General features: G+C 49.7%; 20 protein-coding genes. 14 read left to right on the top strand and 6 right to left on the bottom strand.

The features are described from left to right. Positions 1-48 precede the first annotated feature (48 nt). From htpX to clpS, 3 genes are all read right to left on the bottom strand, one after another. Complete coding sequence (gene htpX, locus ACNQKP_RS17525) at positions 49-945, bottom strand: protease HtpX (protein WP_011163785.1); 897 nt, start codon at positions 943-945, stop codon at positions 49-51. Between the two features lie 61 nt (positions 946-1,006). Then, positions 1,007-3,337, bottom strand: coding sequence for an ATP-dependent Clp protease ATP-binding subunit ClpA (gene clpA, locus ACNQKP_RS17520; protein ID WP_417866483.1), 2,331 nt, complete (start codon positions 3,335-3,337; stop codon positions 1,007-1,009). Beyond that, positions 3,334-3,678: an ATP-dependent Clp protease adapter ClpS gene (gene clpS / locus ACNQKP_RS17515; RefSeq protein ID WP_011163787.1), complete on the bottom strand. Its 345-nt coding sequence runs from the start codon at positions 3,676-3,678 to the stop codon at positions 3,334-3,336. The genes clpA and clpS overlap by 4 nt, the downstream gene beginning before the upstream one ends. A 224-nt stretch (positions 3,679-3,902) precedes the next feature. Here clpS and ACNQKP_RS17510 point away from each other — a divergent pair, with 224 nt between their 5' ends. From ACNQKP_RS17510 to ACNQKP_RS17480, 7 genes are all read left to right on the top strand, one after another. Further along, positions 3,903-4,517: a type IV pilin protein gene (locus tag ACNQKP_RS17510; RefSeq protein WP_417866481.1), complete on the top strand. Its 615-nt coding sequence runs from the start codon at positions 3,903-3,905 to the stop codon at positions 4,515-4,517. 46 nt (positions 4,518-4,563) lie between these two features. Next, positions 4,564-5,190, top strand: coding sequence for a hypothetical protein (locus tag ACNQKP_RS17505; protein WP_417866479.1), 627 nt, complete (start codon positions 4,564-4,566; stop codon positions 5,188-5,190). Positions 5,191-5,299: 109 nt separating this feature from the next. Continuing rightward, entirely contained in the window at positions 5,300-9,172 is a 3,873-nt protein-coding gene (locus tag ACNQKP_RS17500; RefSeq protein WP_417866477.1) for an RHS repeat domain-containing protein, read from the top strand. Then, positions 9,169-9,780: a hypothetical protein gene (locus ACNQKP_RS17495; protein ID WP_417866475.1), complete on the top strand. Its 612-nt coding sequence runs from the start codon at positions 9,169-9,171 to the stop codon at positions 9,778-9,780. Before ACNQKP_RS17500 ends, ACNQKP_RS17495 begins: the two co-directional genes overlap by 4 nt. A gap of 780 nt (positions 9,781-10,560) precedes the next feature. Further along, entirely contained in the window at positions 10,561-11,676 is a 1,116-nt protein-coding gene (gene dnaJ / locus ACNQKP_RS17490; RefSeq protein WP_011163794.1) for a molecular chaperone DnaJ, read from the top strand. Positions 11,677-11,935: 259 nt separating this feature from the next. After that, positions 11,936-13,849, top strand: a complete 1,914-nt coding sequence (gene dnaK / locus ACNQKP_RS17485; protein ID WP_417866472.1) for a molecular chaperone DnaK — start codon at positions 11,936-11,938, stop codon at positions 13,847-13,849. Between the two features lie 89 nt (positions 13,850-13,938). Continuing rightward, a complete protein-coding gene (locus tag ACNQKP_RS17480) occupies positions 13,939-14,535 on the top strand; it encodes a Crp/Fnr family transcriptional regulator (RefSeq protein ID WP_417866470.1) in 597 nt (198 codons plus the stop codon). Here the strand turns inward: ACNQKP_RS17480 and ACNQKP_RS17475 are convergent. Next, entirely contained in the window at positions 14,518-15,378 is an 861-nt protein-coding gene (locus ACNQKP_RS17475; RefSeq protein WP_374035295.1) for an MBL fold metallo-hydrolase, read from the bottom strand. The two genes, ACNQKP_RS17480 and ACNQKP_RS17475, sit on opposite strands and share 18 nt — an antisense overlap. 185 nt (positions 15,379-15,563) lie before the next feature. Here ACNQKP_RS17475 and ACNQKP_RS17470 point away from each other — a divergent pair, with 185 nt between their 5' ends. From ACNQKP_RS17470 to ACNQKP_RS17440, 7 genes are all read left to right on the top strand, one after another. Next, on the top strand, positions 15,564-15,887 hold the full coding sequence (locus ACNQKP_RS17470; RefSeq protein ID WP_417866468.1) for a rhodanese-like domain-containing protein: 324 nt from the start codon (positions 15,564-15,566) through the stop codon (positions 15,885-15,887). After that, positions 15,884-16,303 (top strand): YeeE/YedE family protein, encoded by a 420-nt coding sequence (locus ACNQKP_RS17465; protein ID WP_011163800.1) that lies wholly within the window; start codon positions 15,884-15,886, stop codon positions 16,301-16,303. The genes ACNQKP_RS17470 and ACNQKP_RS17465 overlap by 4 nt, the downstream gene beginning before the upstream one ends. A gap of 1 nt (position 16,304) precedes the next feature. Beyond that, positions 16,305-16,745: a DUF6691 family protein gene (locus ACNQKP_RS17460; RefSeq protein WP_417866466.1), complete on the top strand. Its 441-nt coding sequence runs from the start codon at positions 16,305-16,307 to the stop codon at positions 16,743-16,745. Positions 16,746-16,755: 10 nt separating this feature from the next. Then, on the top strand, positions 16,756-17,535 hold the full coding sequence (locus ACNQKP_RS17455) for a sulfite exporter TauE/SafE family protein (protein ID WP_417866465.1): 780 nt from the start codon (positions 16,756-16,758) through the stop codon (positions 17,533-17,535). Positions 17,536-17,614: 79 nt separating this feature from the next. Continuing rightward, complete coding sequence (gene acs / locus ACNQKP_RS17450) at positions 17,615-19,552, top strand: acetate--CoA ligase (protein ID WP_417866463.1); 1,938 nt, start codon at positions 17,615-17,617, stop codon at positions 19,550-19,552. 13 nt (positions 19,553-19,565) lie between these two features. Next, positions 19,566-20,084, top strand: a complete 519-nt coding sequence (locus tag ACNQKP_RS17445) for a DUF6580 family putative transport protein (RefSeq protein WP_417866461.1) — start codon at positions 19,566-19,568, stop codon at positions 20,082-20,084. Positions 20,085-20,088: 4 nt separating this feature from the next. Next, the gene (locus ACNQKP_RS17440; RefSeq protein WP_417866459.1) at positions 20,089-21,147 is read left to right on the top strand and encodes a tRNA-dihydrouridine synthase family protein; all 1,059 of its coding nucleotides are present in this window, start codon (positions 20,089-20,091) and stop codon (positions 21,145-21,147) included. 3 nt (positions 21,148-21,150) lie between these two features. On the opposite strand, the gene ACNQKP_RS17435 is transcribed toward ACNQKP_RS17440, so the two are convergent. Continuing rightward, a complete protein-coding gene (locus ACNQKP_RS17435; protein WP_417866456.1) occupies positions 21,151-21,576 on the bottom strand; it encodes a hypothetical protein in 426 nt (141 codons plus the stop codon). 39 nt (positions 21,577-21,615) lie between these two features. Continuing rightward, positions 21,616-21,870 carry a glutaredoxin gene (locus tag ACNQKP_RS17430; protein ID WP_417866454.1) on the bottom strand — a complete coding sequence of 85 codons (255 nt, stop codon included), beginning with the start codon at positions 21,868-21,870 and terminating at the stop codon, positions 21,616-21,618. Positions 21,871-21,879 lie beyond the last annotated feature (9 nt).

The raw sequence follows: 21,879 nt of genomic DNA, 5'->3' as shown, positions 1-21,879 counted from the left end.
AGCCATTCTAAAGTAGGCTTTCCGCTGCACGCGGTCTTGCAGGTCGTCTTAGAAGCGACCGCGCTGAAGAGCTTCGATACGAACTTCCAGAGGAGGGTGAGTCATGAACAATTTGGCGATTCCACCTTTGTCGCGGTTGGAAATCATCAAAGTCGCAGTCTGACCTTCTTCCGGTGGAATTGGCAGATCATACACGGAACGCAGTTTTTGCAAAGCTGCGACCATGCTGTCGCGGGAGGAATACTTCGCGCCGCCGGCATCCGCACGGAATTCGCGCTGACGAGAGAAGTAGTTCACCACGATAGAACCCAACATTGTGAAGGCGATATCGCCCAGGATCGTCACGGCAAAGCGCACGATCTCGCGGTATTTTTCATCCACGTTGGCAGCCACAAGGCCCGCCAGAATACGAGAGAAGAACATCGCAAAGGCATTCACGATACCCTGGATCAGAGTCATGGTCACCATGTCACCGTTGGCGATGTGGGCCACTTCGTGAGCCAGAACGCCGTCGACTTCTTTTTCATTCATTCTCTGCAAAAGTCCGGTGGAAACCGCAACCAGAGAATTCTTTTTGGAAGGACCTGTCGCAAAAGCGTTGATGTCCACGGATTCGTAGATACCAACCTCTGGCATTTTAGGCAGTTGAGCGCGTCTAGCGAACTCATGAACTTTGTTTACCAAGTTGCGAAGTTCCGGATTTGGATTGTTGGCGTCGATGATTTTCACGCCATGGAACATCTTCGCCATCCACTTGGACATGAACAGGGAGATGAACGCGCCACCCATACCCCAAACGGCACAGAAAGCCATCAGGAACGGAATGTAAGAGTTAAGTCCCGCCATGCCCAGGAAGCGGCTGACGATAGACCAAACAATCCCGATCGTGACGATCACAAGGACGTTCGTTAATACAAATAGACCAATACGTTTCAAAAATGCCATTTATGCACTCCTTCTAGAGTCACCATTAATAATGATAACTCTAAAAGGAATGTCAATGCCATCACGTTGTGACAGGTTGTTTTTGATTTTTTTGACCGCTTCCGCCAGTGGGGGTGGTGCTAAAATGGAACTTGAGCAAATCCTTTTCGAGTTCAACACTTACGCGTCCACCGTCAACAAGACGGCCGAAAAGAAGTTCGTCCACCAAGGCTTTCTTCAGGTTTTCGTCCACGCAACGAGCCAAAGGACGCGCTCCGTAAACCTTGTCATAGCCCTTTTTCATTAGCCACTTAATCACATCTTGAGAAACGTTCAGTTCCACTTTTTTCTCAAGCAAAGTCATTTTCAGCTCGTCCACAAATTTCTGAGTGATACGGATGACCATATCTTCAGAAAGATCGCGGAAGGCCACCACGGCATCCAGACGGTTGATGAATTCTGGCGCAAACGCTTTTTTGATCGCATCCATGGACAAAGACCCACGGTTTTCATCGATCAAACCAATGGTGCCACGGGACGTTTCAAGGGCACCGGCGTTGGAAGTCATCACCAGAACCACGTTCTTGAAGTCAGCCACGCGACCATTGCTGTCGGTCAAACGACCCGCATCCATCACTTGCAGCAAAATGTTGGTAATGTCCGGGTGCGCTTTTTCAATTTCGTCCAGCAACAGAACACAATAAGGATGTTTGTTCACGGCTTCCGTCAACAAACCACCTTCTTCATAACCCACGTATCCCGGAGGCGCGCCGACCATACGGGCGACGGCGTGCTTTTCCATGTACTCACTCATATCAAAGCGTTCAAAGTGAACACCCATGATGGTCGCCAGCTGACGGCAGACTTCGGTTTTACCGACACCCGTAGGGCCGGTGAACAGGAAGCTTCCGATCGGTTTGTTCGGACGGCCCAGGCCGCTGCGCGCGTACTTGATGTTCGCAACCAGGCGGTCAATGGCTTCGTCCTGACCAAAGATAAGGGCTTTGAGTTTTTTATCCAGATCACGCAGCTGCGTTTTTTCACTTGAAGAAATGCTTGCCACCGGAAGGCCGGTCATTTTTGCAATGACCTCTTCGATTTCAGGGACGCCAATTTTGATATCTTCCGCGTTTTCATATTTCAGGCGGAAGTATGCCCCAGCTTCGTCCAAAACGTCGATGGCTTTGTCCGGAAGCAGTTTTCCGTGAATATGTTTCTGGGAAAGTTCCACAGAGGCTTGAATGGCTTCATCTGAATAAGAGACCTGGTGGAACTCTTCATAGGATTTGCGCAAGCCTTTCAGGATTTTCACGCAGTCTTCTTTGGACGGTTCGTGAATGTCGATTTTTTGGAATCGGCGATTCAGCGCACGGTCCTTTTCAAAGTACTGGCGGTATTCCGTGTGGGTCGTGGAGCCAATACAGCTGATATCCCCGCTGGCCAAGGCCGGCTTCAACAGATTCGAAGCATCCATCGAACCCCCACTGGTCGCACCGGCACCCACAATCGTGTGGATTTCATCGATGAACAAGATGGCGTTCGGATGTTTTTCGATCTCTTTGACGACGGCTTTCAAGCGTCCTTCAAAGTCACCGCGGAATTTGGTGCCCGCAAGCAGGCCGCCCAGATCTAAAGAGTAAATAACGGCATTTTTCAGTTTTTCAGGAACCTGGTTTTGCACGATCTTTTGCGCCAAACCTTCCGCGATGGCGGTTTTACCCACGCCGGGTTCGCCGATCAAAAGCGGATTGTTTTTCGTGCGACGGCAAAGCACTTGAATGGTTCTTTCAATGACATCTTCACGGCCAATCAAAGGGTCTAACTTTCCTTGTTTGGCGCGTTCGTTCAAGTTGACGCAGAAACTTTCAAGCGGGGAGCCGCGGGTTTCATCTGCGCCTTCAGCCTGGTATTCGGCCGATCTTGGTGCGGAGGCCGACGGGATGTCGTGATCTTTTCCGTCTTTGGTGATCCCGTGAGAGATAAAGTTGATGATGTCAAACTGGGTCAACCCTTGGCGAGCCAGAGCAAAAGCTGCGTGGGAATCCTGTTCATAGAACAAAGACACCAACAGGCTTCCTTCAGAAATCTGATTGCGTCCGGCGCTTTTCATCTGAATTGCCGCACGCTGAATCAGTCGATGGCAGGCGAGGGTGAACTCAGGGGTCCAGGATTCAAAACCTCCATAGGATCCCAATTGTTCATCGGTAATTTGGGGGATGCCGACCTTCAGGTGATCGCGCAGATCCTGTTTTAGTTTCTGCACATTGACTGCGCAGGCTTCCAGAATTTCCACCATCACGGGGGATTCTGACAGGATGAGGAGTATGTGCTCCAGAGTCACAAATTCGTGTCGGTTGCGTTTGGCGAGTTCCGTGGCTTCGGCGAGCTTGCGCTCAAGTTCTCGGCTCATCATGCTTCCTCCTCCAGTGTGCTCTTTAGGGGGTACTGATTGAGTTGCGCGAATTGGTTGACCTGCATCACCTTCATCTCGGCAATCTCAAGGCTGAAGACCCCTGCGACACCTGCACCCTTCTTATGAACATCTAACATTATTTCAGTGGCTTGCTCTTCTGTTTTCGCAAAAAAGCGACGCAATACAAGGACGACAAAGTCCATGGGCGTGTAGTCATCGTTGAGTAGGATCACCTTATACATCTTCGGAGTGTCTAGTTTTGGGACAAGCTGGACGCCCGCTTCCCCCTCGGGAGATGCAAAAGGATAGTTGCTGTTGCTGTCTTTTTTATTGTTACCCATGTGTTTATTCTACCTTATGACTCAATTTGAGCACTCTTTCGTGTCTGGCAAGTCTAGCAGAGTGAAAAAAGCTGGTTATAGGTCGAGAGTGCTACGTGTCCCTTACATAATAAACATGAAACAAATTACTCAGTCTTATTCGAGACAGGACCTTGATTTCACCATTCGAATTTGACACACTTATGTGGGTAAACAGTTAGTAAAAGAACCATGGAGGTCTTTAAATGTTTTCAGTTAACAGAAAATCTCAAAGCGGTTTCTCGCTTGTAGAGTTGATGGTCGTTGTTGCGATCATTGGTATCCTGGCGTCCATCGCCATTCCGTCTATCAACAAGTACATGGCGAAAGCTCGTCAGTCTGAGGCGAAGACAAACTTGTCTTCTCTTTACACTGCAGAGAAGGCTTTCTATGCTGAATACAATACGTTTGATAGTCGCTTCTCTGCAGTAGCGTATACTCCAGAAGGGCAGTTGAGATATAATATCGGATTCAATGCTGCTGGTATAATTGCCAATGCCGCGAATGGTTTCAATACAACAATTACCAATGCCAACTTTAAAGCCGCTGGTGCTGGTGCTGCTGCTTATTGCGGAGTAAATGGTGCCTTCCAAAATGGTTGTACAGTATTGCGTGGAGCGACTGGGGCGAATAACCCTGATATCGCAGCAGGTATCTGTACAGCAGGTGGTGGCTCTGCTCATCCTGCGGCTTGTACGACGGCAGCAGCAACGTTCCGAGCTGGAGCTGCTGCAGTAATTCAATCGGGTGCTGTGGGTGAAGACCACTGGTCCATTGATGACTCTAAAGTTATTAGAAATACTAGAAATGGTATCTTGTAATTCTACGAAGTATTCTTTTTTGTCTTTTAGGAAGATCCCAAGTCTTGTGCTTGGGATCTTTTCTTTTTCTCTTCTCGTGATTTCTTTGCGGAATTTTCCGCCTCAATCTCTAAATCAAGGTGCTTACATTGCCCCGCCGCCGATGCTTGAGCGGATGTCTTTCGGATATTCTGAAGTGATCGCCGATGTGCTATGGATACGAACGATTCAGGATCTGGATTATTGTGAAAAAAGTGTCGGGGAAAATATCTGTGTGGGAGACTCTTGGTTGTACAAGATGCTCGATACTATAACTGAGTTGTCTCCGAAGTTCCGAATTGCCTATGCGGCTGGTGGATTGGCTCTAACAGTTATTATTAGTGATATCGACGGCGCTACCAAGATTTTTGAGAAAGGGGTTAAGGAGCTTCCCCAAGATTGGCCAATTGCCTATCGTGCAGCTTATCACTACATGTATGAAGTAAAAGACAATAAAAGAGCAGCCGATCTTTTGGTTCAAGCAGGGAAGAATGGCGGCCCTCCTTGGTTTCTTACTCTAGCCGGTCGTTTGTATTCAGATGCAGGCAATCTAGAGCTTGCAGAGTCCGTTCTTCAGGACATGATCAACACTGAGCAAGATCCGGTTTTGATCAAACGCCTTCAAGACAAAATTCAGTCAATAAAACAGAAGTAGACCATTCTACTATCTAGAAATTTTGTATTACATTGCTATGACTTCACACTCGTATAAACATATAAAAGATTATAAATCTAATGATGTTTTATATTGGGGGGCGGGATTCATGAAGATTATAATGATGTTAGTGATGATATTAGGGGCAGGAGATTGGGCGCAGTCTGCTTCGTGCGAGCAAGAAAGGGCAGAGGCAATTAAGTCTTTTCATGAGTTGTCTTGTACCAGTGATCCGGTTTGTCAGGAGAGTCCTGGCTACAAATCCTGTATGTACTATTCCGCTCCGATGATAGTTAGGTACGATGAGGTCAATGAAAAGGTCTACTGCACATATACGTGGACATATGACTTGTGGGATTCTCAAAACAATCCGCCGAGCTTTCCGCCTGTGCATGATTCGGGTGCCGGTGAAGTGGGGATTCATGTCTCTCCATGTATAAGTGAGCCATTAGCCTATCCACGTCGCACCTCGGCTTCTGGTGGCGGTGGAGGGCGGGGTGATAGCGGTCCGCCGGGAGCATGCCAAAAAAGTGGCTCCATTGTAGATGTTGAAAATCAGACTTTGACTGAGGAAGTTCCGGTAACGGGTACTTTTCCAATGGTGTATCACTCTGCTTATCAAAAAGGTATTTCGAGTGACTTCAAGATCCGATTTATTATATCGGAAAGCACTCCTCGTGACTATATACAATCATTCAATGTGGTGCTGAAGAGGGGGGCGGCTACCGTTGATTCTGCTTCCTTCTTAAATAGTGTTGCGAACCAAACATACGAGTACACTTGGAATGGCTTAAATGCCTCTGGGACTGCGCCGGCGATATCTGCAGAGTTTATGCTGCGAGTTTCGGAGGTTTCTCCAGCGGGAAGTTATCCAAATGATTATACGATCGTTCTCAGTCATTGGAATGCGAAAGAACTGGGACTTGGGGGATGGATTCCTAAGCCCTTAAAGAGATATGACTCAACGTCGAAGCGCTTATATAATGCAATGGGGGGATATCAACTGGTCGTCGCGCAAGCTTATGGAAGTGGAAGTTGGCTCGTGCCGGACTCGAATGGTCAGGTTGTTTACATCTTCAATTCCGAAGGACGCCATCTTTACACGAAGACAGGACTTCTTGGTGGCGATATCTTTTCTTTCCAGTATAACGTGAACGGACAGTTAACTTCAATTTTAGAACCATTTGGGCGAGTAACGACTTTCAATCGAAATGCTTCAGGGGAACTTATCTCCATTACAGCTCCTAATGGGCAGAACTCTCCAATTAATCTTGATGCTAATGGTTTCATTGACTCAATTGTAAGCCCTAGTAGTGATACATATGAAATGTCGTATTATAGTTCTGAAGGGCTACTAAAGACCTTTGAAAAGCCTAATGGCGAGTTAAGTACTTTTGAATACGATTCAAATGGCATGATCACCAAAGACATTCATTCTGGTGGGTACTTCTTTACACTTGTGAAGAATTTGAATTCTAACTTTGCCTATGATGTTTCAACCGTAAGCTCTTTGGGCCGGGTGGCTCAGGTCCAAACGACGGTTGGCTCGGACGGGACTGTTGCCCGTACTACAATTTCTGAAAAAGGCCTTGTTGGATCTAGCTCCTTTGTTCCGTCCTCTTTGTCCGCGACGCGTAGCGATTCGAATGGAGGAAGTAGTCGAAGTGCAGTGTCTGTGGATGATCAGCGCTTTGGAAGTGCGGTACGTTTTCCTCAAAGTGAAATTATTAGCCTTTACGGCGGTACTTCTAGTAGAAATATTGACCGCACGCAGAATATATCTTTATCAGATCCTAGCAATCCATTTTCTATTACGGCATGGCAGGAAGCTAGTCAGCTGTCAGGAACAAACACTCAGTCAACGACGGTGTTCAATCCATCCACCCAGCGGTTCACGACGACGACTTATCTTGGAAAGACGTCTGAATGGGGAATCGATACCTACGAACGTATGATTTCTTCAAAAGTTGGTAGTCTTAATCAGGTTAGTTTTATTTATACGAATGAAAATTTGACTTCCATAACTCAGGGGACTCGCACGACCTCTTTGGGATACAATACACTCGGACTGATTGAGAGTATATCCAATCCGCTCAGTCAAACTACGTCATATGTTTATAATTCGGCGAACCGAGTTGTATCGCAAGTCTTGCCTGACAGCCGTGTCGTTGGTTTTTCATATGATGGAGTTGGGAATTTGACATCTGTGATTCCCCCGGGGCGACCTGGACATGTTCTTGCGATTAATGCCCATGGTTTGATGGGAGCGTATGAGCCGCCAGGGTTGAGTGGGGTTTCAGTGGTGAATACCACTTACACGTATAATCTCGATAAACAACTTATGGGGATTGTTCGGCCTGATGGAAGCTTTGTAAACTACAACTACAATGCAGCTACAGGTGTATTGGAAAGTGTCGAAACTCCTGCGGGTTTCTACTATCACAGCATGGATACCGTGGTAGGTCTGCCCTCCTATATCAGCGATCCTTTCGGTAATGGCACACAAATAGGCTACTTCGGTAGAAATCCAGCGTCCTATACGGTATCTAATGCAACCGGTAATTTCTATTATACTCCAACTTTCGGTGCGGGAAATCGACTGGAATCTGACACGGTTGCAGGGCCAATGGGGGCGGCTTCGACTATTGCCTACCTTTATAACGACGACGAAGACCTAAGAAAAGCTGGCGACGTCAACCTAACCTACAACGTTCCTAACGGGCAGTTGACGGGAACGACGATGGGTTCAGGAACCACAGGCTTCACCGATACCTACACTTACAACAACTACGGCGAAGTGACGGGCTATCAAGCAAAACGCGGAACCACGGTCATCTATGATTTGACCCTGAACCGCGATGCTATGGGGCGCATTGACGGCAAAACCCAGGTGATGAACGCGGTCACCGACAATTACGTTTATACCTTTGATAGCACCGGTCGCTTGACTCAAACTAATAAGAACTCTGCGACAGTTGCCACTTACAGCTATGACAGCAATAGCAACCGCAACGGCGGAACCATCGGAGCACAACCAACCACAGCTACTTACGACGACCAGGACCGCCTGCTGACCTATAACACCTTGTTGTTCACCTACAACGCAAACGGTGACTTGCTGACCAAAACCAACAGCGTCACAAGTACGACGACCCAATACGTTTACGACGTGTTCGGCAATCTGACTCAAGTGACCCTGCCATCGGGGGCCGTGATCACCTACGAGATCGATGCCTTGAACCGCAGAACTGGGAAGCTCGTAAACGGAGTCGTGCAGAAACGCTGGATCTATATGGATCAGTACAGAATCGCAGCCGAACTGAACGCGGCGGGGACTATTACAAAGCGTTTCATCTATGGTTCAAAAGGAAATATTCCTGATTACATGATCGCATCCGGAGTGAAATACAGAATCATTTCCGATCACCTCGGATCACCACGTCTAGTGGTCAAACAATCCGATGGTGCAGTAATCCAAAGAATGGACCACGATGAATATGGTAGAGTGATTACTGACACCAATCCAGGCTATCTTCCGTTTGGTTTTGCTGGGGGACTGTACGATCATCAAACGAGCCTAGTAAGGTTTGGAGCTCGTGATTACGATTCAGAAGTTGGGCGGTGGACGTCAAAAGATCCGATTCAGTTCGAGGGCGGCGATACAAATTTGTTCGGGTATGTCACTGGGGATCCTGTTAATTGGATAGACACAACAGGTTTGCATGCAGTTTGTGATGGTGTAAATTGTCCAGTTCCCAGCCGAATTGTTCCCGGTGGTGTCGGAGTGATTTCGGGTAGTATCGGTTCTACATTAGCCGAGCTTTGTAATCCTTCAAGTAAGAAAGAAAAAACTTGTGAGCAACTAAGAGATGAAGGGTATAGGATTTGTGCAGAACGATATCGTGAAGTACATGATGGAAGTCAGGGGAAGTGCTTCCAACAGGTGACTAATGACTATATTCGTTGTATGAAAATGAAATGATAAAAACCAGTTGTTCTTCTATCCATGGCCAGCATATCGTTACTTTCTTTGTCGGTGGGACCAAAGGGCTTGCCGGCACTTATTTATTCTCCGAATCGACTTTATTGTTCGGACAAGAGAATTTGGGAGTAAATCTAGTTGAAATTGAGGATTCAGAGTTTGAAGGGGCAATTTTGGGGCAGAGCCCTCAGATAATTAGTTTACTGAAGAAGCTTGGCGAGCAAGGTTCTGAGAGCTTAAGTGCAATAGAAGTTTTGATTTCGGACGAGCAAGTGGATTTGGTTGTCGAGTTTGATAAAAAGTGGATTCATCCGTTTCGTGTAGTTCTTCTGCGGGACGTAATTGAAGGAAGCTATGGATTTACCCTGGAGGTGCGAGAGTTTGAAGCTCCGACTGGTATGTATGGTTTGAAGCCTGAGTCCGCGTCATTTATACGGGTGAAGGTGGGGAAAGAGTTTCTGCAAAATAGATCTAGGGTATTAAGTCCGCATTTGATTAATCATTTTGATGATAGTCGATACGTGGATACACAAATTCCATTCTTTCTTTTGATGTCTCTGCTAGCAGGAAGTGCTGAGCTTTCGGGCTCAGCAGGGAAAAAAGAGTAGTCGTTGCTCAGTAGCGATCTCCGACTGCAAGTTTGTAGCCGCATTTTTATCTGGATTCTTTTTCTGGCGATAACACACGCTTTATTAAGCAGCTCCAATCTTACTTTAAGCTTTATCCCAGCGCGCTGAAGTTGATCCTGTAAAGACAAGCCGATAAGCATTTTCGGTGAATATCCCAGTTTCTTTGCAAATGTTAGGGCTCTTTCCGATGAAACGAACTTATGACCTTGTGCAAGCTGTGAAAGATGGGCACTAGTGATGCCAATTTTTTTGGCCATTTCGTCGGAAAGGCGAATGGTTTGCAGGGTCGCGCCAAAGCTCGCAGGTTCGCCGATGCTTTTATCCAGAAATTTAAGCGCATCACTTCTTTTAGTACTCATGTTTATTTACCTCTAGGACTTCCACGAATTCAACAGTGCCATCAGTACGCAGAATATAGATGGCCCGAAAGCCTTGTTCGGTCGAATGGATCGTTGCCCAACAGCCGCCCCACGGACACCACGTCTAGACGCCCCGCGCACCCGAAAAACTCCCTTCAGGGCCCTTGGCGCGGAGCTTAGCCCTTGCGTAAGTTCCGCAGCCGAGCCCCTGTCCCCCTGCGCCAGCCACCCCAAAACAAGAACGAGCGAGGACTGTCCGAAGCGAAAGGGCTAAGCTCCGCGCCAAGGGACCGTCTGCCGAGGAAGTTTTTTCGAGGAAGCCTTGACGGGCGTGGTTTTGACACCCTATTTTGTCATATTCATCACGAAAAATAGCGCACAACGTTAGGTTCCATAAACTATGGCTGGCAAAAGAGATTACTACGAAATTCTGGGCGTCGAAAAAGGCGCTGATCAGGACACCATCAAAAAAGCTTATCGCAAACTGGCGATGCAGTTCCATCCGGACAAAAACCCCGGCAACAAAGAGGCCGAGGAAAAGTTCAAGGAAGCCGCAGGGGCTTATGAAGTTCTGAGCGACGCACAAAAACGCGCGCAGTATGATCGTTTTGGTCATGACGCCTTCACTCGTGGTGGTGGCGGTGGTGGTTTCACGGATGCAGAAGACATCTTCTCGCACTTCGGGGATATCTTTGGCGACTTCTTTGGTGGCGGCATGGGCGGCCAGCAAAGACAGCGCAGAAACCGCAATGAACCGCGCCGCGGCTCCGATTTGCGCTACGTGACCGAGATCACGTTGAAAGACGTTATCACCGGCATTGAAAAAGAAATCGAATTTGATACCGACAAAAACTGCGACGAGTGCAAAGGCACCGGTGCAGAAAAAGGCTCGCAAGTCAGCACTTGCGGCACGTGCGGAGGTTCCGGCCAGGTCGTGCGCCAGCAGGGCTTCTTCGCGATGGCTTCGACATGCCCAACCTGTCATGGCCAGGGCACCGTGATCAAAAATCCGTGCAAGCCGTGCAAAGGCAAAGGCCGTGTGGCTGAACACCGCAAGATTCGTCTGAACATCCCGGCAGGGGTGGACACGGGCACACGTCTGCGTGTGGCGACGGAGGGTGAGGGCGGTTACATGGGTGGTCCTCCGGGCGACCTGTATGTTGAAATCCGCGTGAAACAACACAACAACTTCGAACGTCGCAACGAAGATCTTTTCGCCGAGCTGTCACTGCCTTACGTGCAGATGCTTCTGGGCGCAGAAATCGAAGTGCCGACCGTCACAGGCAAAGCCAAGCTGGAAGTTCCTAAAGGCACTCACCACGGTGACAACGTGAAGCTTGTTGGTGAGGGATTGCCTTCTCTAAGAGGCAACCGCCGCGGTGATATCTACTTCACTGTGAACGTGCAGTTCCCAGAGAAATTACATAAAGACGAAGAGAAGCTTTTGCGAGAAATTGCTAAGGCACGCGGTCTGAATGTGACCTCGGAAGGTGGCTTCTTCGGCAAGAAGAAATAGGATCCCGCAAAAAATTGCGGCCCCGGCGCAGAAGGGTTACGCCAGGGCCTAGAGGGGTCTTGTTTTTGTTTTGTTTTAAGAGAGGAGCGAGGTCACATCATGCCTTCAGCTGCCTCATAACACGAGTTAAAACCCTGTAAGACATTGAAATTATTCATTAAATAATTGTCATAAAAAAGTGAGCCCACCAGCTTGACGAAATCACGGGCGGACACACATTTAAATTGCTGAAAACAGCTAATTTTAAGGAGATTTAGGTATGGGTAAAATTATTGGTATCGACTTAGGAACGACGAACTCATGCGTCGCGATTATGGAAGGCGGCGAGCCTAAAGTTCTCGTGAACGAAGAGGGCGCTCGTACCACTCCTTCAGTTGTCGCTTACACCAAAGACGGTGACCGCTTGGTTGGCCAAATTGCCAAACGTCAGGCTGTAACCAATCCAGAGAACACGATCTATTCTGCGAAACGTTTCATCGGCCGCAGATTTGAAGAGATTCAAGAAGAGATCAAATTGGTTCCTTACACTGTTGTTGCCAAAGGCAATGACTGTGCGTTCAAGGTTCAGGGCAAAACCGCTTCTCCGGAAGAGATCGGTGCCGCTGTTCTTGCGAAACTGAAAAAAGTGGCAGAAGACTATTTGGGTGAACCGGTTACAGAAGCGGTTGTCACCGTTCCAGCTTACTTCAACGATGCGCAAAGACAGGCGACAAAAGATGCCGGTCGTATCGCGGGTCTGGAAGTAAAACGTATCATCAATGAGCCGACAGCGGCGGCATTGGCATACGGTATGGATAAAAAGAAAGACGAAAAAATCGTTATCTACGATTTCGGTGGTGGTACGTTCGACGTTTCCATCCTTGAAGTGGGTGACGGTGTTGTTGAAGTTCGCGCAACCAATGGTGACACTCACCTGGGTGGTGACAACTTCGATACAGTGATCCTTGAGTGGCTGATCACTGAGTTCAAAAAAGATCAGGCTATTGATCTTAAGAACGACAAAATGGCTTTGCAGCGTCTGAAAGAGGCGGCTGAAAAAGCGAAGATCGAACTTTCTTCCGCTCAGGAAACTGAAATCAATCTTCCGTTCATCACGGCGGACCAGTCCGGTCCTAAGCACTTGCAGACTCGTCTGTCTCGCGCGAAGTTTGACCAGATGACTGAAGATCTTGTGAAACGCTCCATGGAGCCTTGCCGTAAAGCTTTGGCCGATTCCGGTTTGAAAGCTTCTGAAATCGACGAGGTTGTCCTGGTGGGTGGTTCCACTCGTATCCCTGCGATCCAGAAAGCCGTTAAAGACTTCTTCGGTAAAGAGCCAAACCGCTCTGTGAATCCGGATGAAGTTGTGGCGATCGGTGCCGCAGTTCAGGGTGGCGTTCTTGCGGGTGACGTGAAAGACGTTCTTCTGCTGGACGTGACTCCACTCAGCCTGGGTATTGAAACCCTGGGTGGCGTGATGACGACTTTGATCGAAAGAAACACGGCGATTCCTTCCAAGAAATCCCAAGTGTTCTCGACTGCCGCTGACAATCAACCTGCTGTGGACATCCACGTCCTTCAGGGTGAGCGAAAAATGGCTGGCGATAACAAAACTCTGGGCCGTTTCGAACTGGTAGGCATCCCACCAGCTCCACGTGGTGTTCCGCAAGTTGAAGTGACATTCGACATCGACGCCAACGGTATCTTGCACGTATCTGCTAAAGACATGTCTTCCGGCAAGTCCCAGCAGATCAAGATCACGGCTCAGTCCGGTATGTCTGAGGACGAGATCAAACGTGCGGTGGCGGACGCTGAAGGTCACGCAGAGGAAGATAAACGCAAGGCCGAGGCTGCAACACAAAGAAACAACCTCGACAACCTGGTTTATCAGACTGAAAAACTGATCAAGGATTCCGGTGCTCAGTTGCCAGAATCTGAAGTGAAGTCTGCGAACGAAGCGGTTGCTGAAGCCAAAAAGATCCTTGAAAACAAATCTGCCTCTGGCGATGAGTTGAAAGGGGCCTTCGAAAGACTTCAGAACCTGACGCACAAACTGACTTCCGAGCTTTACAAAAAGCAAGGGGCTCAGCCAGGTGCTGAAGGTCAGCAGGCTGACGCAGCTGACGGCGGCGATGCTTCTGCGAATAAAGGCGGCGACGATGTGATCGACGCTGACTACAAAGACGTAAACTAATCAGGGGTCATTCCTGAAACTAAAAGCCGGGTTGGAAACAGCCCGGCTTTTTTTATGTCGAAAACCCGGTTTTGTGATTTAATGACAGTATGGAATTCAAAGATCTGTTTTCTCAAGCCGTCGCAAAGAACTTCCGCCGCGGGGATGTGGTGTATCGTGCTGGTGAAACCCCTCAGAATATTTATTTTGTCGAATCAGGCCTGGTGGGCCTGGGGTTGTGGGGTGAATCCGGCAAGGATCATCTGGTGCGCTTGTTTCGCGAGGGCCAGATCTTTGGGCATCGCAGCCTGTTTGCCCATGAACCCTATCATGCCACCGCCACGGTGATTGATGACAGTGTCCTTCGTGTCATGAATAAAAACGAAATGCGCCAGCAGATGAAGGGCAACTGTGAACTCGCGGAAAAGCTGTTGGAGACTTTGGCGATTGAACTGCGCCGGGCCGAGGCCAAGCAACTGACGTTGAGTGAAAAAGACGCTCCGGCGCGCATTGCTGAAGCGGTGGTGTACTTAAAAGAACTTCATCCTGAATACTCGTGGACCCGGCAAGAGATCGCCGATTTCTGCGGGACGACCACACCCACCGTGATCCGCACTCTGGCCCGCTTCGTGGAAGACGGGCTGATAGAGCAGCGCGGGCGGGAAATCATCATCCTGGATAAAAAGAACCTACTGGCGCAGGGGTAACTTCAAATACCGTGTGCCATTTTCCTCCGCCGCCGGCAGCTGGCCCGCGCGGATATTCACCTGAATGCTTGGTAGAAGCAGTTTGGGGGCCGCCAGCGTGGCATCACGCTCTTGGCGAAACTTCACAAAGTCTTCCTTGCTGGTGTGACCCTTCAGTTGGATGTTCTGGTTCTTTTCCTCATTGACGGTGGTTTGATACATCAAAGCGCGGCCGTTGGGTTGATAGTCATGACCCACAAAAATCCGGGTGTTTTCCGGAAGGGAATAAATTTTTCCAGTGACCGAGTCGTAAAGATTTTCAGCACTTCCCGCCGGGAAGTCGCAGCGGCCCGTGCCGGAATCAGGCATAAACAGCGCATCTCCGGTAAAGATCGCATCCTCAATCAGATAAGACGCGCACGCAGGCGTGTGGCCCGGAGTGAACAGAGTCTTGATTTTCAGCGATCCCGCCTGCAGGACTTCGCCTTCTTTTAGCAGGATGTCAAAGTCAGAGCCCGAGGTGTTCAGGTCATTCATATTGAAGACCTTCTTGAACACCTTTTGCACTTCGGTGATGCGTTCGCCGATGGCGATCTTGATGTCCGGGAAGAAGTTTTTAAAAAGCTGAGAGCTGGACAGGTGATCCGCATGGGCATGGGTTTCCATGACATAGTGAGGATGCAGTTTCATCTCTTTCACAAACGCCACCACCGGATCCATTGATTTTGTTGAGAGTTTGCCCGATGCCGGATCGTAGTCCCATACGGGGTCAATCACCACGGCATCCCGTGTGTCCTGGTCATAAACCACATAGGTCAGTGTCGAAGTGACGCTGTCAAAGAAGTGCTGAATTTGCAGTTTCATGGAATACCTCCTGCTGAAAGCCTGTCTCAGGTTTCTGGCTATGATTCATTATAGAACAAAGACCTGCCCCTGAGTTATGTCCTGGGACATCAAAGAAGGTTTTTCTTTATGTCCCCGGGCATAACACCCAGACCGAGGATAGCCTTAGGATGAAGTCCTGTGAAGCCAAATAAGCGAGGACTGCTATGCGTGAAATAAGCTGTGAACAACTGAAAGAACGAATGAACGAATTCCGTTTGGTGGATGTGCGCACTCCCGAAGAATACACCGGGGAGCTGGGTCATATTGCGGGCACCGAGCTGCGCCCGCTCGGCCCTGAGCTGCTGGATTTTTTGAAAACCCTGAACCCGTCCGAGAATATTGTCTTTGTTTGTCGGAGTGGGGCAAGATCAGGGCAGACCACACTTCTCAGTGAAGAGATGGGATTCACCAGCACCTACAACATGGTGGGCGGAATGTTACGCTGGAATGAAATGGGATTTGCAGTGACTAAAGGAGCAGGAAAATGATGAACAGTATTTTGATGGCGTTGGCTGGTGGGGCTTTGATTGGTCTTGCGGCCTCGTTGATGTTGATTTTAAACGGTCGGGTCACGGGTATCAGTGGCATCGTGAATGGATTTATCGGCGATGTTCGCAAGGATCTGTGGCGAGGTGCCTTTATCCTGGGGCTGTTGATCGGCGGACTGGTGTTGGGAGCTTTGCAACCAGATATGTTCGTGAACACCTCGGGCCGATCCGTGGGCGTGGTGCTGATTGCTGGTTTGATCGTGGGTTTTGGCACGGTGATGGGCAGTGGTTGCACCAGTGGCCATGGCGTTTGCGGAATAGCGCGCTTTTCTGTGCGCTCGCTGGTGGCGACCGCGACGTTCATGATTTTGGGAATGCTGACGGCAACACTCTTTAAGGCACTGGTGGGAGGCTGATATGAATAAAACATCTATGAAACAAACCGCGGCCGCTTTTGTGGTGGGCTTGATCTTTGCGATTGGACTGGGAGTTTCCGGCATGACTCAGCCCCAGAAGGTCATTGGTTTTCTGCAGCTGGGTGAGGGCTGGGATCCGTCACTTATGTTTGTCATGATCGGAGCTATCCCGGTGCATATGCTGAGCTACCGTTGGATGAAAGGGCATCGCACGCCTTTGTTGGATACTCAGTGGCACGTGCCGGCGTCCAAGGAAATCACCCGGCCCCTGGTGGTTGGCAGTGCTTTGTTTGGTTTGGGCTGGGGCTTGGGTGGATTTTGCCCGGGTCCGGCGCTGACGTCTGCTGGAGCCGGTCAGGAAATGGCAATCTATTTTGTGATCGCGATGTTTGCGGGAATGGGGCTGTATCGCCTGTACGCCCGCTTTACTGTGAAAGGGTGAGGTGTTTTTTATGGAACTGTTGGGTTATTTTGGCGCCAGTCTTGTCGGGATTTCTTTAGGTCTTCTGGGCGGAGGCGGTGCAATTCTGGCAGTTCCGTTGTTTGTATACTTCTTTTCACTGCCGCCGTCTTTGGCCACGACTTATTCGTTGTTCGTGGTGGGGGTGTCGAGCCTGATCGGCTTTGTCCGGAATTTCCGTCAGGGACAGGTGGATGTCAAAGCGGGTGTTTATTTTGCGGTGCCTTCTTTTATTGGTGTGCTCTTGGTGCGTCGCTGGTTGCTGCCCGCCATTCCAGTTCAGTGGGTTTGGGGCCCGGTTTTGTTTAACAAAGAAGTTGTGATTTTAAGCTCCTTTGCCGTGGTTATGGTGATGGCCGCTTTGGCGATGTTGTTGCCAAGAACTTCTTCGGCGCAGGGGCCGGTGGCTCCCGCTGCGTTTGCTTTGAAGGCCTTGGGAGTCGGGGCCGTGACAGGCTTTGTGGGGGCCGGTGGTGGTTTTCTGATTGTGCCTTCGTTGGTGCGTATGTCGGGGCTTCGTATGAAGGTGGCGGTGGGAACTTCTTTGGGGGTGATTGCCGCCAATTCACTGCTGGGTTTCTTTGGCGATCTTTGGGCCCGGACACCGATGGACTTCGGTTTGCTCTTGCGGGTCGGTGCTCTGGCCGTGGCGGGAATTTTTGTTGGCTCCTACTGGTCGCAGCATACATCCGAGGCGCGCTTAAAGCCGGCCTTCGGGATCTTTGTTTTGCTTTTAGGTGGAATTATCATTGTGCAACAGATGCTTAATTAACACATTTAAATACTTTCCTGGGCGTTAACGTTTGACCTCATTCTCAGTTGATTTACGATTAAATCCATAAGAGGTGAGTATGCACAAAGATCTTTATCCCGTAGACGCTGAAGTGGCGAAACACGCCCTGATCAACGAAGTAAAATACAAAGAAATGTATGAACGTTCGATCAAGGACAATGAAGCCTTCTGGGCCGAACAAGGCGAGCGACTGGATTGGATCAAAAAGTGGGACAAGGTCAAAGAAGTCAGCTTCAAAAAACCTGTCAGCATCAAATGGTACCTTGGTGGAAAGCTGAACGTGTCCGTCAATTGCGTGGACCGTCACCTAAAAACCCGCGGCGATAAAACTGCTCTGTTGTGGGAGGCTGACAACCCCTCGACACCTTCACGCAAAATCACTTACAAAGAACTGCATCTTGAAGTCTGCCGCTTTGCCAATGTCCTGAAAAAAATGGGCGTGAAAAAAGGCGACGTCGTCACGATCTATATGCCGATGATTCCGGACACGGCAGTGGCGATGCTGGCGTGTGCGCGAATCGGTGCGGTTCATTCTGTGGTGTTTGCCGGTTTTTCGCCGGATTCTATTTCAGATCGCATTCTGGATGGACAATGCAAATTTGTCATCACCGGTGATGCGGGCTTCCGCGGCAGTAAAGTGGTGGCGCTGAAAGAAAACATCGACAAAGCGCTTTTGAAAACACCGGATGTGCAAAAAGTTCTGGTTGTGAAATATGCCGGCACCTCTGTCGACATGAAACCGGGCCGCGATCTTTGGTATCACGAAGAAGTCAAAACTGTCAGCGACCAGTGTGAACCGGAACCAATGGATGCGGAAGATCCTTTGTTTATTCTGTACACCTCCGGTTCCACTGGAAAACCCAAAGGGGTGATGCACACCACGGGTGGTTATCTGGTTTATGCCAGCATGACTCATCAGTATGTCTTTGATTATCACGAAAATGACATTTACTGGTGCTCGGCCGACGTGGGTTGGGTGACTGGCCATAGCTACATTGTCTATGGACCGCTGGCGAATGGTGCGACCACTTTGTTCTTTGAAGGGGTGCCGAACTATCCGACACCATCCCGTTTCTGGGAAGTGGTTGATAAACACAAAGTCACAATCTTCTATACTTCTCCAACCGCGATACGTTCTTTGATGCGTGAAGGGGATGGTCCGGTCAAATCAACGTCAAGAAAAACTCTGCGCTTGTTGGGTTCTGTCGGGGAGCCGATCAATCCCGAAGCCTGGGCTTGGTATCACGACATTGTCGGTGAAGGGCGCTGCCCGATTGTCGATACATGGTGGCAGACAGAAACCGGCGGCATCCTGATCACTCCGCTGCCGGGCGCGATTGCGCAAAAGCCGGGGTCGGCAACTTTGCCGTTCTTTGGGGTGCAGCCGAAACTTCTGACCAACGAAGGTCAGGAAATACAAGGACCGGGCGAAGGTGTGCTGGTGATTGCGGATTCCTGGCCGGGCCAGATGCGCACGGTGTATCGCAATCACGAACGTTTCGAAGACACTTATTTCTCGAACTATCCGGGGTACTATTTCACCGGGGACGGCTGCCGGCGCGATCAGGATGGGTACTATTGGATCACGGGCCGGGTGGATGATGTTATCAATGTTTCCGGTCACCGTTTGGGGACGGCGGAAATTGAGTCTGCGCTTGTGGCCCACCACAAAGTGGCTGAAGCCGCCGTGGTCGGATACCCGCATGATATCAAAGGGCAGGGGATCTATGCTTTTGTGACTCTTAAGTCTGGTGAAACCGCCAGTGAAGAACTGCGTAAGGAGCTGATTCAGACCGTACGTAAAGAGATCGGTCCTATTGCGACTCCGGATCTGATTCAGTGGGCACCACGTCTGCCGAAGACCCGTTCCGGCAAGATTATGCGCCGAATCCTTCGTAAAATCGCCGAGAACCACCCGGATCAACTGGGGGATACGACAACCTTGTCAGAGCCAGCAGTGGTCCAAGAACTGGTGGACAATCGCATGAACCGGTGATAGCTTGCGCGTCATGAACACACGTATGATGACCCTGATTTTGATGGTAGTTGCAGCGGCTTTCAGCCGTTTGATCCCTCATCCTTGGAACTTCACCGCGATTGGTGCGATGGCTTTGTTTGGTGGGGCTTACTTCCCATCCAAAAAACAATCTTTGTTGATCCCGCTGGCAGCGCTGTTCATCAGCGATCTGGCTTTGGGTTTCCATAACACCATGTTGTTTGTATATCTGGGCTTCACTTTGGTGGTGATGCTGGGTTGGGCTTTGCGCGATCAAAGAAGCGTTTTCAAAGTGGGCACTTCCGCTTTGGTGACAAGCTCGGTGTTCTTCCTGATCTCCAACTTTGGTGTTTGGGTGATGGGCACAATGTACGCTCCGACTTTCAACGGCCTGGTGCAGTGCCTGGTTGCTGGTATCCCGTTCTTTGACAACCAGATCTACGGAGATTTGTTCTTCTCTGGTTTGTTGTTCGGTGGCTATGAAGCCGTCAAAAAATACGCGCCTGAATTCGTCGGCGCTCCTGTAAAATAAGACAGTGAAACTGGGTCTTCATCGTCCGGTTCTGGACGGTAAAGTGAACTTCCCGTTGTGTCTGGCCCCGATGGTGGGTCTGACTCACGTGGCTTTGCGCGAAGTCATGCGCGACTATCTTCCGGCCGAGGCTTACACCATCTGGCCGACCGAGATGCTGAATTCCCGCCGTATTCCCGGCGAAAATCTGCAAACCACACCTGAAACCATGCGCGCTGCTTACGAGCCGGGCCTGGTGCCACAAATTCTTGGCAACGAAGAAGATGCCATCACCGAAAGTGTCAAGCGCCTGGTGGAATGGGGTGCGGAAGCCATCGACATCAACATGGGCTGTCCGGTGCAAAAAGCTTTGAAGCACAATTACGGTGTGGCGTTGATGGGGGACCCGGCCTATGCCGCCGAAGTGGTGCGCATGACCGTCAAAAATTCCACAGTGCCCGTCAGTGTAAAGCTGCGCGCGGTGGGCAGCACGAAAGAGTTCGACGAACTTTTGACGTTTGTTTCAGGGCTTCGCAACTCGGGCGCGGCGTGGGTGTGTCTGCATCCAAGAACAGCGGCCCAAAAGCGCCGGGGTTCTGCCGACTGGGAGCAAATCAAACAACTTCATAAAGCGGTCGATTTCCCTGTGATCGGCAACGGTGATGTGCAGACGGTTGAAGACGCTATCAACATGCTGAAGGAAACTGGCTGTGACATGGCGATGGCCGGTCGTGGCTTGGCTGCGCGTCCGTGGATGATGTGGCAGCTGGGTGAAGAGCTGGGGTTTGCGCCACCAGCGGGGAAAGAAGGCCTGAAGGCTCCACGCACTTCCGAAGAAGAGGGTGCAGAATACGGCAAATGTTTGCTCAAATTGATTGAGCGATGTCGGTTCTATTTCGGTGATGATCTGGCGATGCGCAAAGTGCGTTTCTATGTGCGCACCACAAGTGTGTGGCTGCCATTTGGTAACACGCTGGTCGGTGTCTGTGCGAAGGCCCGCACGGCAGATGAAATGGTCGCAGGGGTTACAAAGTTCTTCGAAGGCTCCGTGGAGATGAGTCTGCGCACGGAGCTTCGTCAGTAGCCGTTACGGACGGCCCGGGAATGGCGGCGTCGGTGGACGAGGGATGTTTCTGAACGGATCTTCCTCACCCCAGGCAGACACCTGCACTTTATAATTCTTGTCAGAAGTCCAAACTTTCAAAGTTCCGCTGGCTGGGCCGGGGAACGTATTCCAGTAAGTCACAAAGATTTTGCAGGCTTTGCCCGGAACAAGCTCTTTCGGGCAGTTGTCCTGAGCGCTGAAACCCATGCCAGATATATCCCAGACAATTTTCGTCAGGTTTTTCTCTCCGGTGTTTTTCAACTCCAGTGATCCACGAGTCACACCGTTGTAAGGTGCGCGGCCCAGGGACATATAGATGATTTCATCCTGAGGGATTACCGCATCAATTTGCTCAGCGTGAGCGGCAAATCCAGTAAGCACTAAAGCAGCCAGTACCAAAAAATTCATGAGGACTCCTTTTGTTAACTTTGTTGATTTTTAGGCGGCTTAATCAGCCAGCATCGGCATCAATTTGCCTTCTTCATCCAAAGCTTTTAAATCCGTGTAACCACCGATCAGTTTGCCATTGATCATGATGATAGGAACGGTTCTCCAGCCGGTTTCGGTTTTGATTCTTTCAATTTCTTCAGGTTTGTCGGTCAGATCGACGATATCAAAGGCAATGCCTTTGTCTTCCATGAAGTGAATCGCGCGATCGCAGTAAGGACACGGGTTTTTCTTGTAGATTAATACTTTTGCCATAATTCTTTT

The sequence above is a fragment of the Bdellovibrio bacteriovorus genome (assembly GCF_048286975.1).
Lineage (GTDB): Bacteria > Bdellovibrionota > Bdellovibrionia > Bdellovibrionales > Bdellovibrionaceae > Bdellovibrio > Bdellovibrio bacteriovorus_H.
This window is presented reverse-complemented; position numbering and strand designations above follow the sequence as displayed.

Coding starts and splice junctions, on each gene's coding strand:
- htpX (WP_011163785.1), bottom strand. CDS start 945: ATGGCATTTTTGAAACGTATTGGTCTATTTGTATTAACGAACGTCCTT.
- clpA (WP_417866483.1), bottom strand. CDS start 3,337: ATGATGAGCCGAGAACTTGAGCGCAAGCTCGCCGAAGCCACGGAACTC.
- clpS (WP_011163787.1), bottom strand. CDS start 3,678: ATGGGTAACAATAAAAAAGACAGCAACAGCAACTATCCTTTTGCATCT.
- ACNQKP_RS17510 (WP_417866481.1), top strand. CDS start 3,903: ATGTTTTCAGTTAACAGAAAATCTCAAAGCGGTTTCTCGCTTGTAGAG.
- ACNQKP_RS17500 (WP_417866477.1), top strand. CDS start 5,300: ATGAAGATTATAATGATGTTAGTGATGATATTAGGGGCAGGAGATTGG.
- ACNQKP_RS17495 (WP_417866475.1), top strand. CDS start 9,169: ATGATAAAAACCAGTTGTTCTTCTATCCATGGCCAGCATATCGTTACT.
- dnaJ (WP_011163794.1), top strand. CDS start 10,561: ATGGCTGGCAAAAGAGATTACTACGAAATTCTGGGCGTCGAAAAAGGC.
- dnaK (WP_417866472.1), top strand. CDS start 11,936: ATGGGTAAAATTATTGGTATCGACTTAGGAACGACGAACTCATGCGTC.
- ACNQKP_RS17480 (WP_417866470.1), top strand. CDS start 13,939: ATGGAATTCAAAGATCTGTTTTCTCAAGCCGTCGCAAAGAACTTCCGC.
- ACNQKP_RS17475 (WP_374035295.1), bottom strand. CDS start 15,378: ATGAAACTGCAAATTCAGCACTTCTTTGACAGCGTCACTTCGACACTG.
- ACNQKP_RS17470 (WP_417866468.1), top strand. CDS start 15,564: ATGCGTGAAATAAGCTGTGAACAACTGAAAGAACGAATGAACGAATTC.
- ACNQKP_RS17465 (WP_011163800.1), top strand. CDS start 15,884: ATGATGAACAGTATTTTGATGGCGTTGGCTGGTGGGGCTTTGATTGGT.
- ACNQKP_RS17460 (WP_417866466.1), top strand. CDS start 16,305: ATGAATAAAACATCTATGAAACAAACCGCGGCCGCTTTTGTGGTGGGC.
- ACNQKP_RS17455 (WP_417866465.1), top strand. CDS start 16,756: ATGGAACTGTTGGGTTATTTTGGCGCCAGTCTTGTCGGGATTTCTTTA.
- acs (WP_417866463.1), top strand. CDS start 17,615: ATGCACAAAGATCTTTATCCCGTAGACGCTGAAGTGGCGAAACACGCC.
- ACNQKP_RS17445 (WP_417866461.1), top strand. CDS start 19,566: ATGAACACACGTATGATGACCCTGATTTTGATGGTAGTTGCAGCGGCT.
- ACNQKP_RS17435 (WP_417866456.1), bottom strand. CDS start 21,576: ATGAATTTTTTGGTACTGGCTGCTTTAGTGCTTACTGGATTTGCCGCT.
- ACNQKP_RS17430 (WP_417866454.1), bottom strand. CDS start 21,870: ATGGCAAAAGTATTAATCTACAAGAAAAACCCGTGTCCTTACTGCGAT.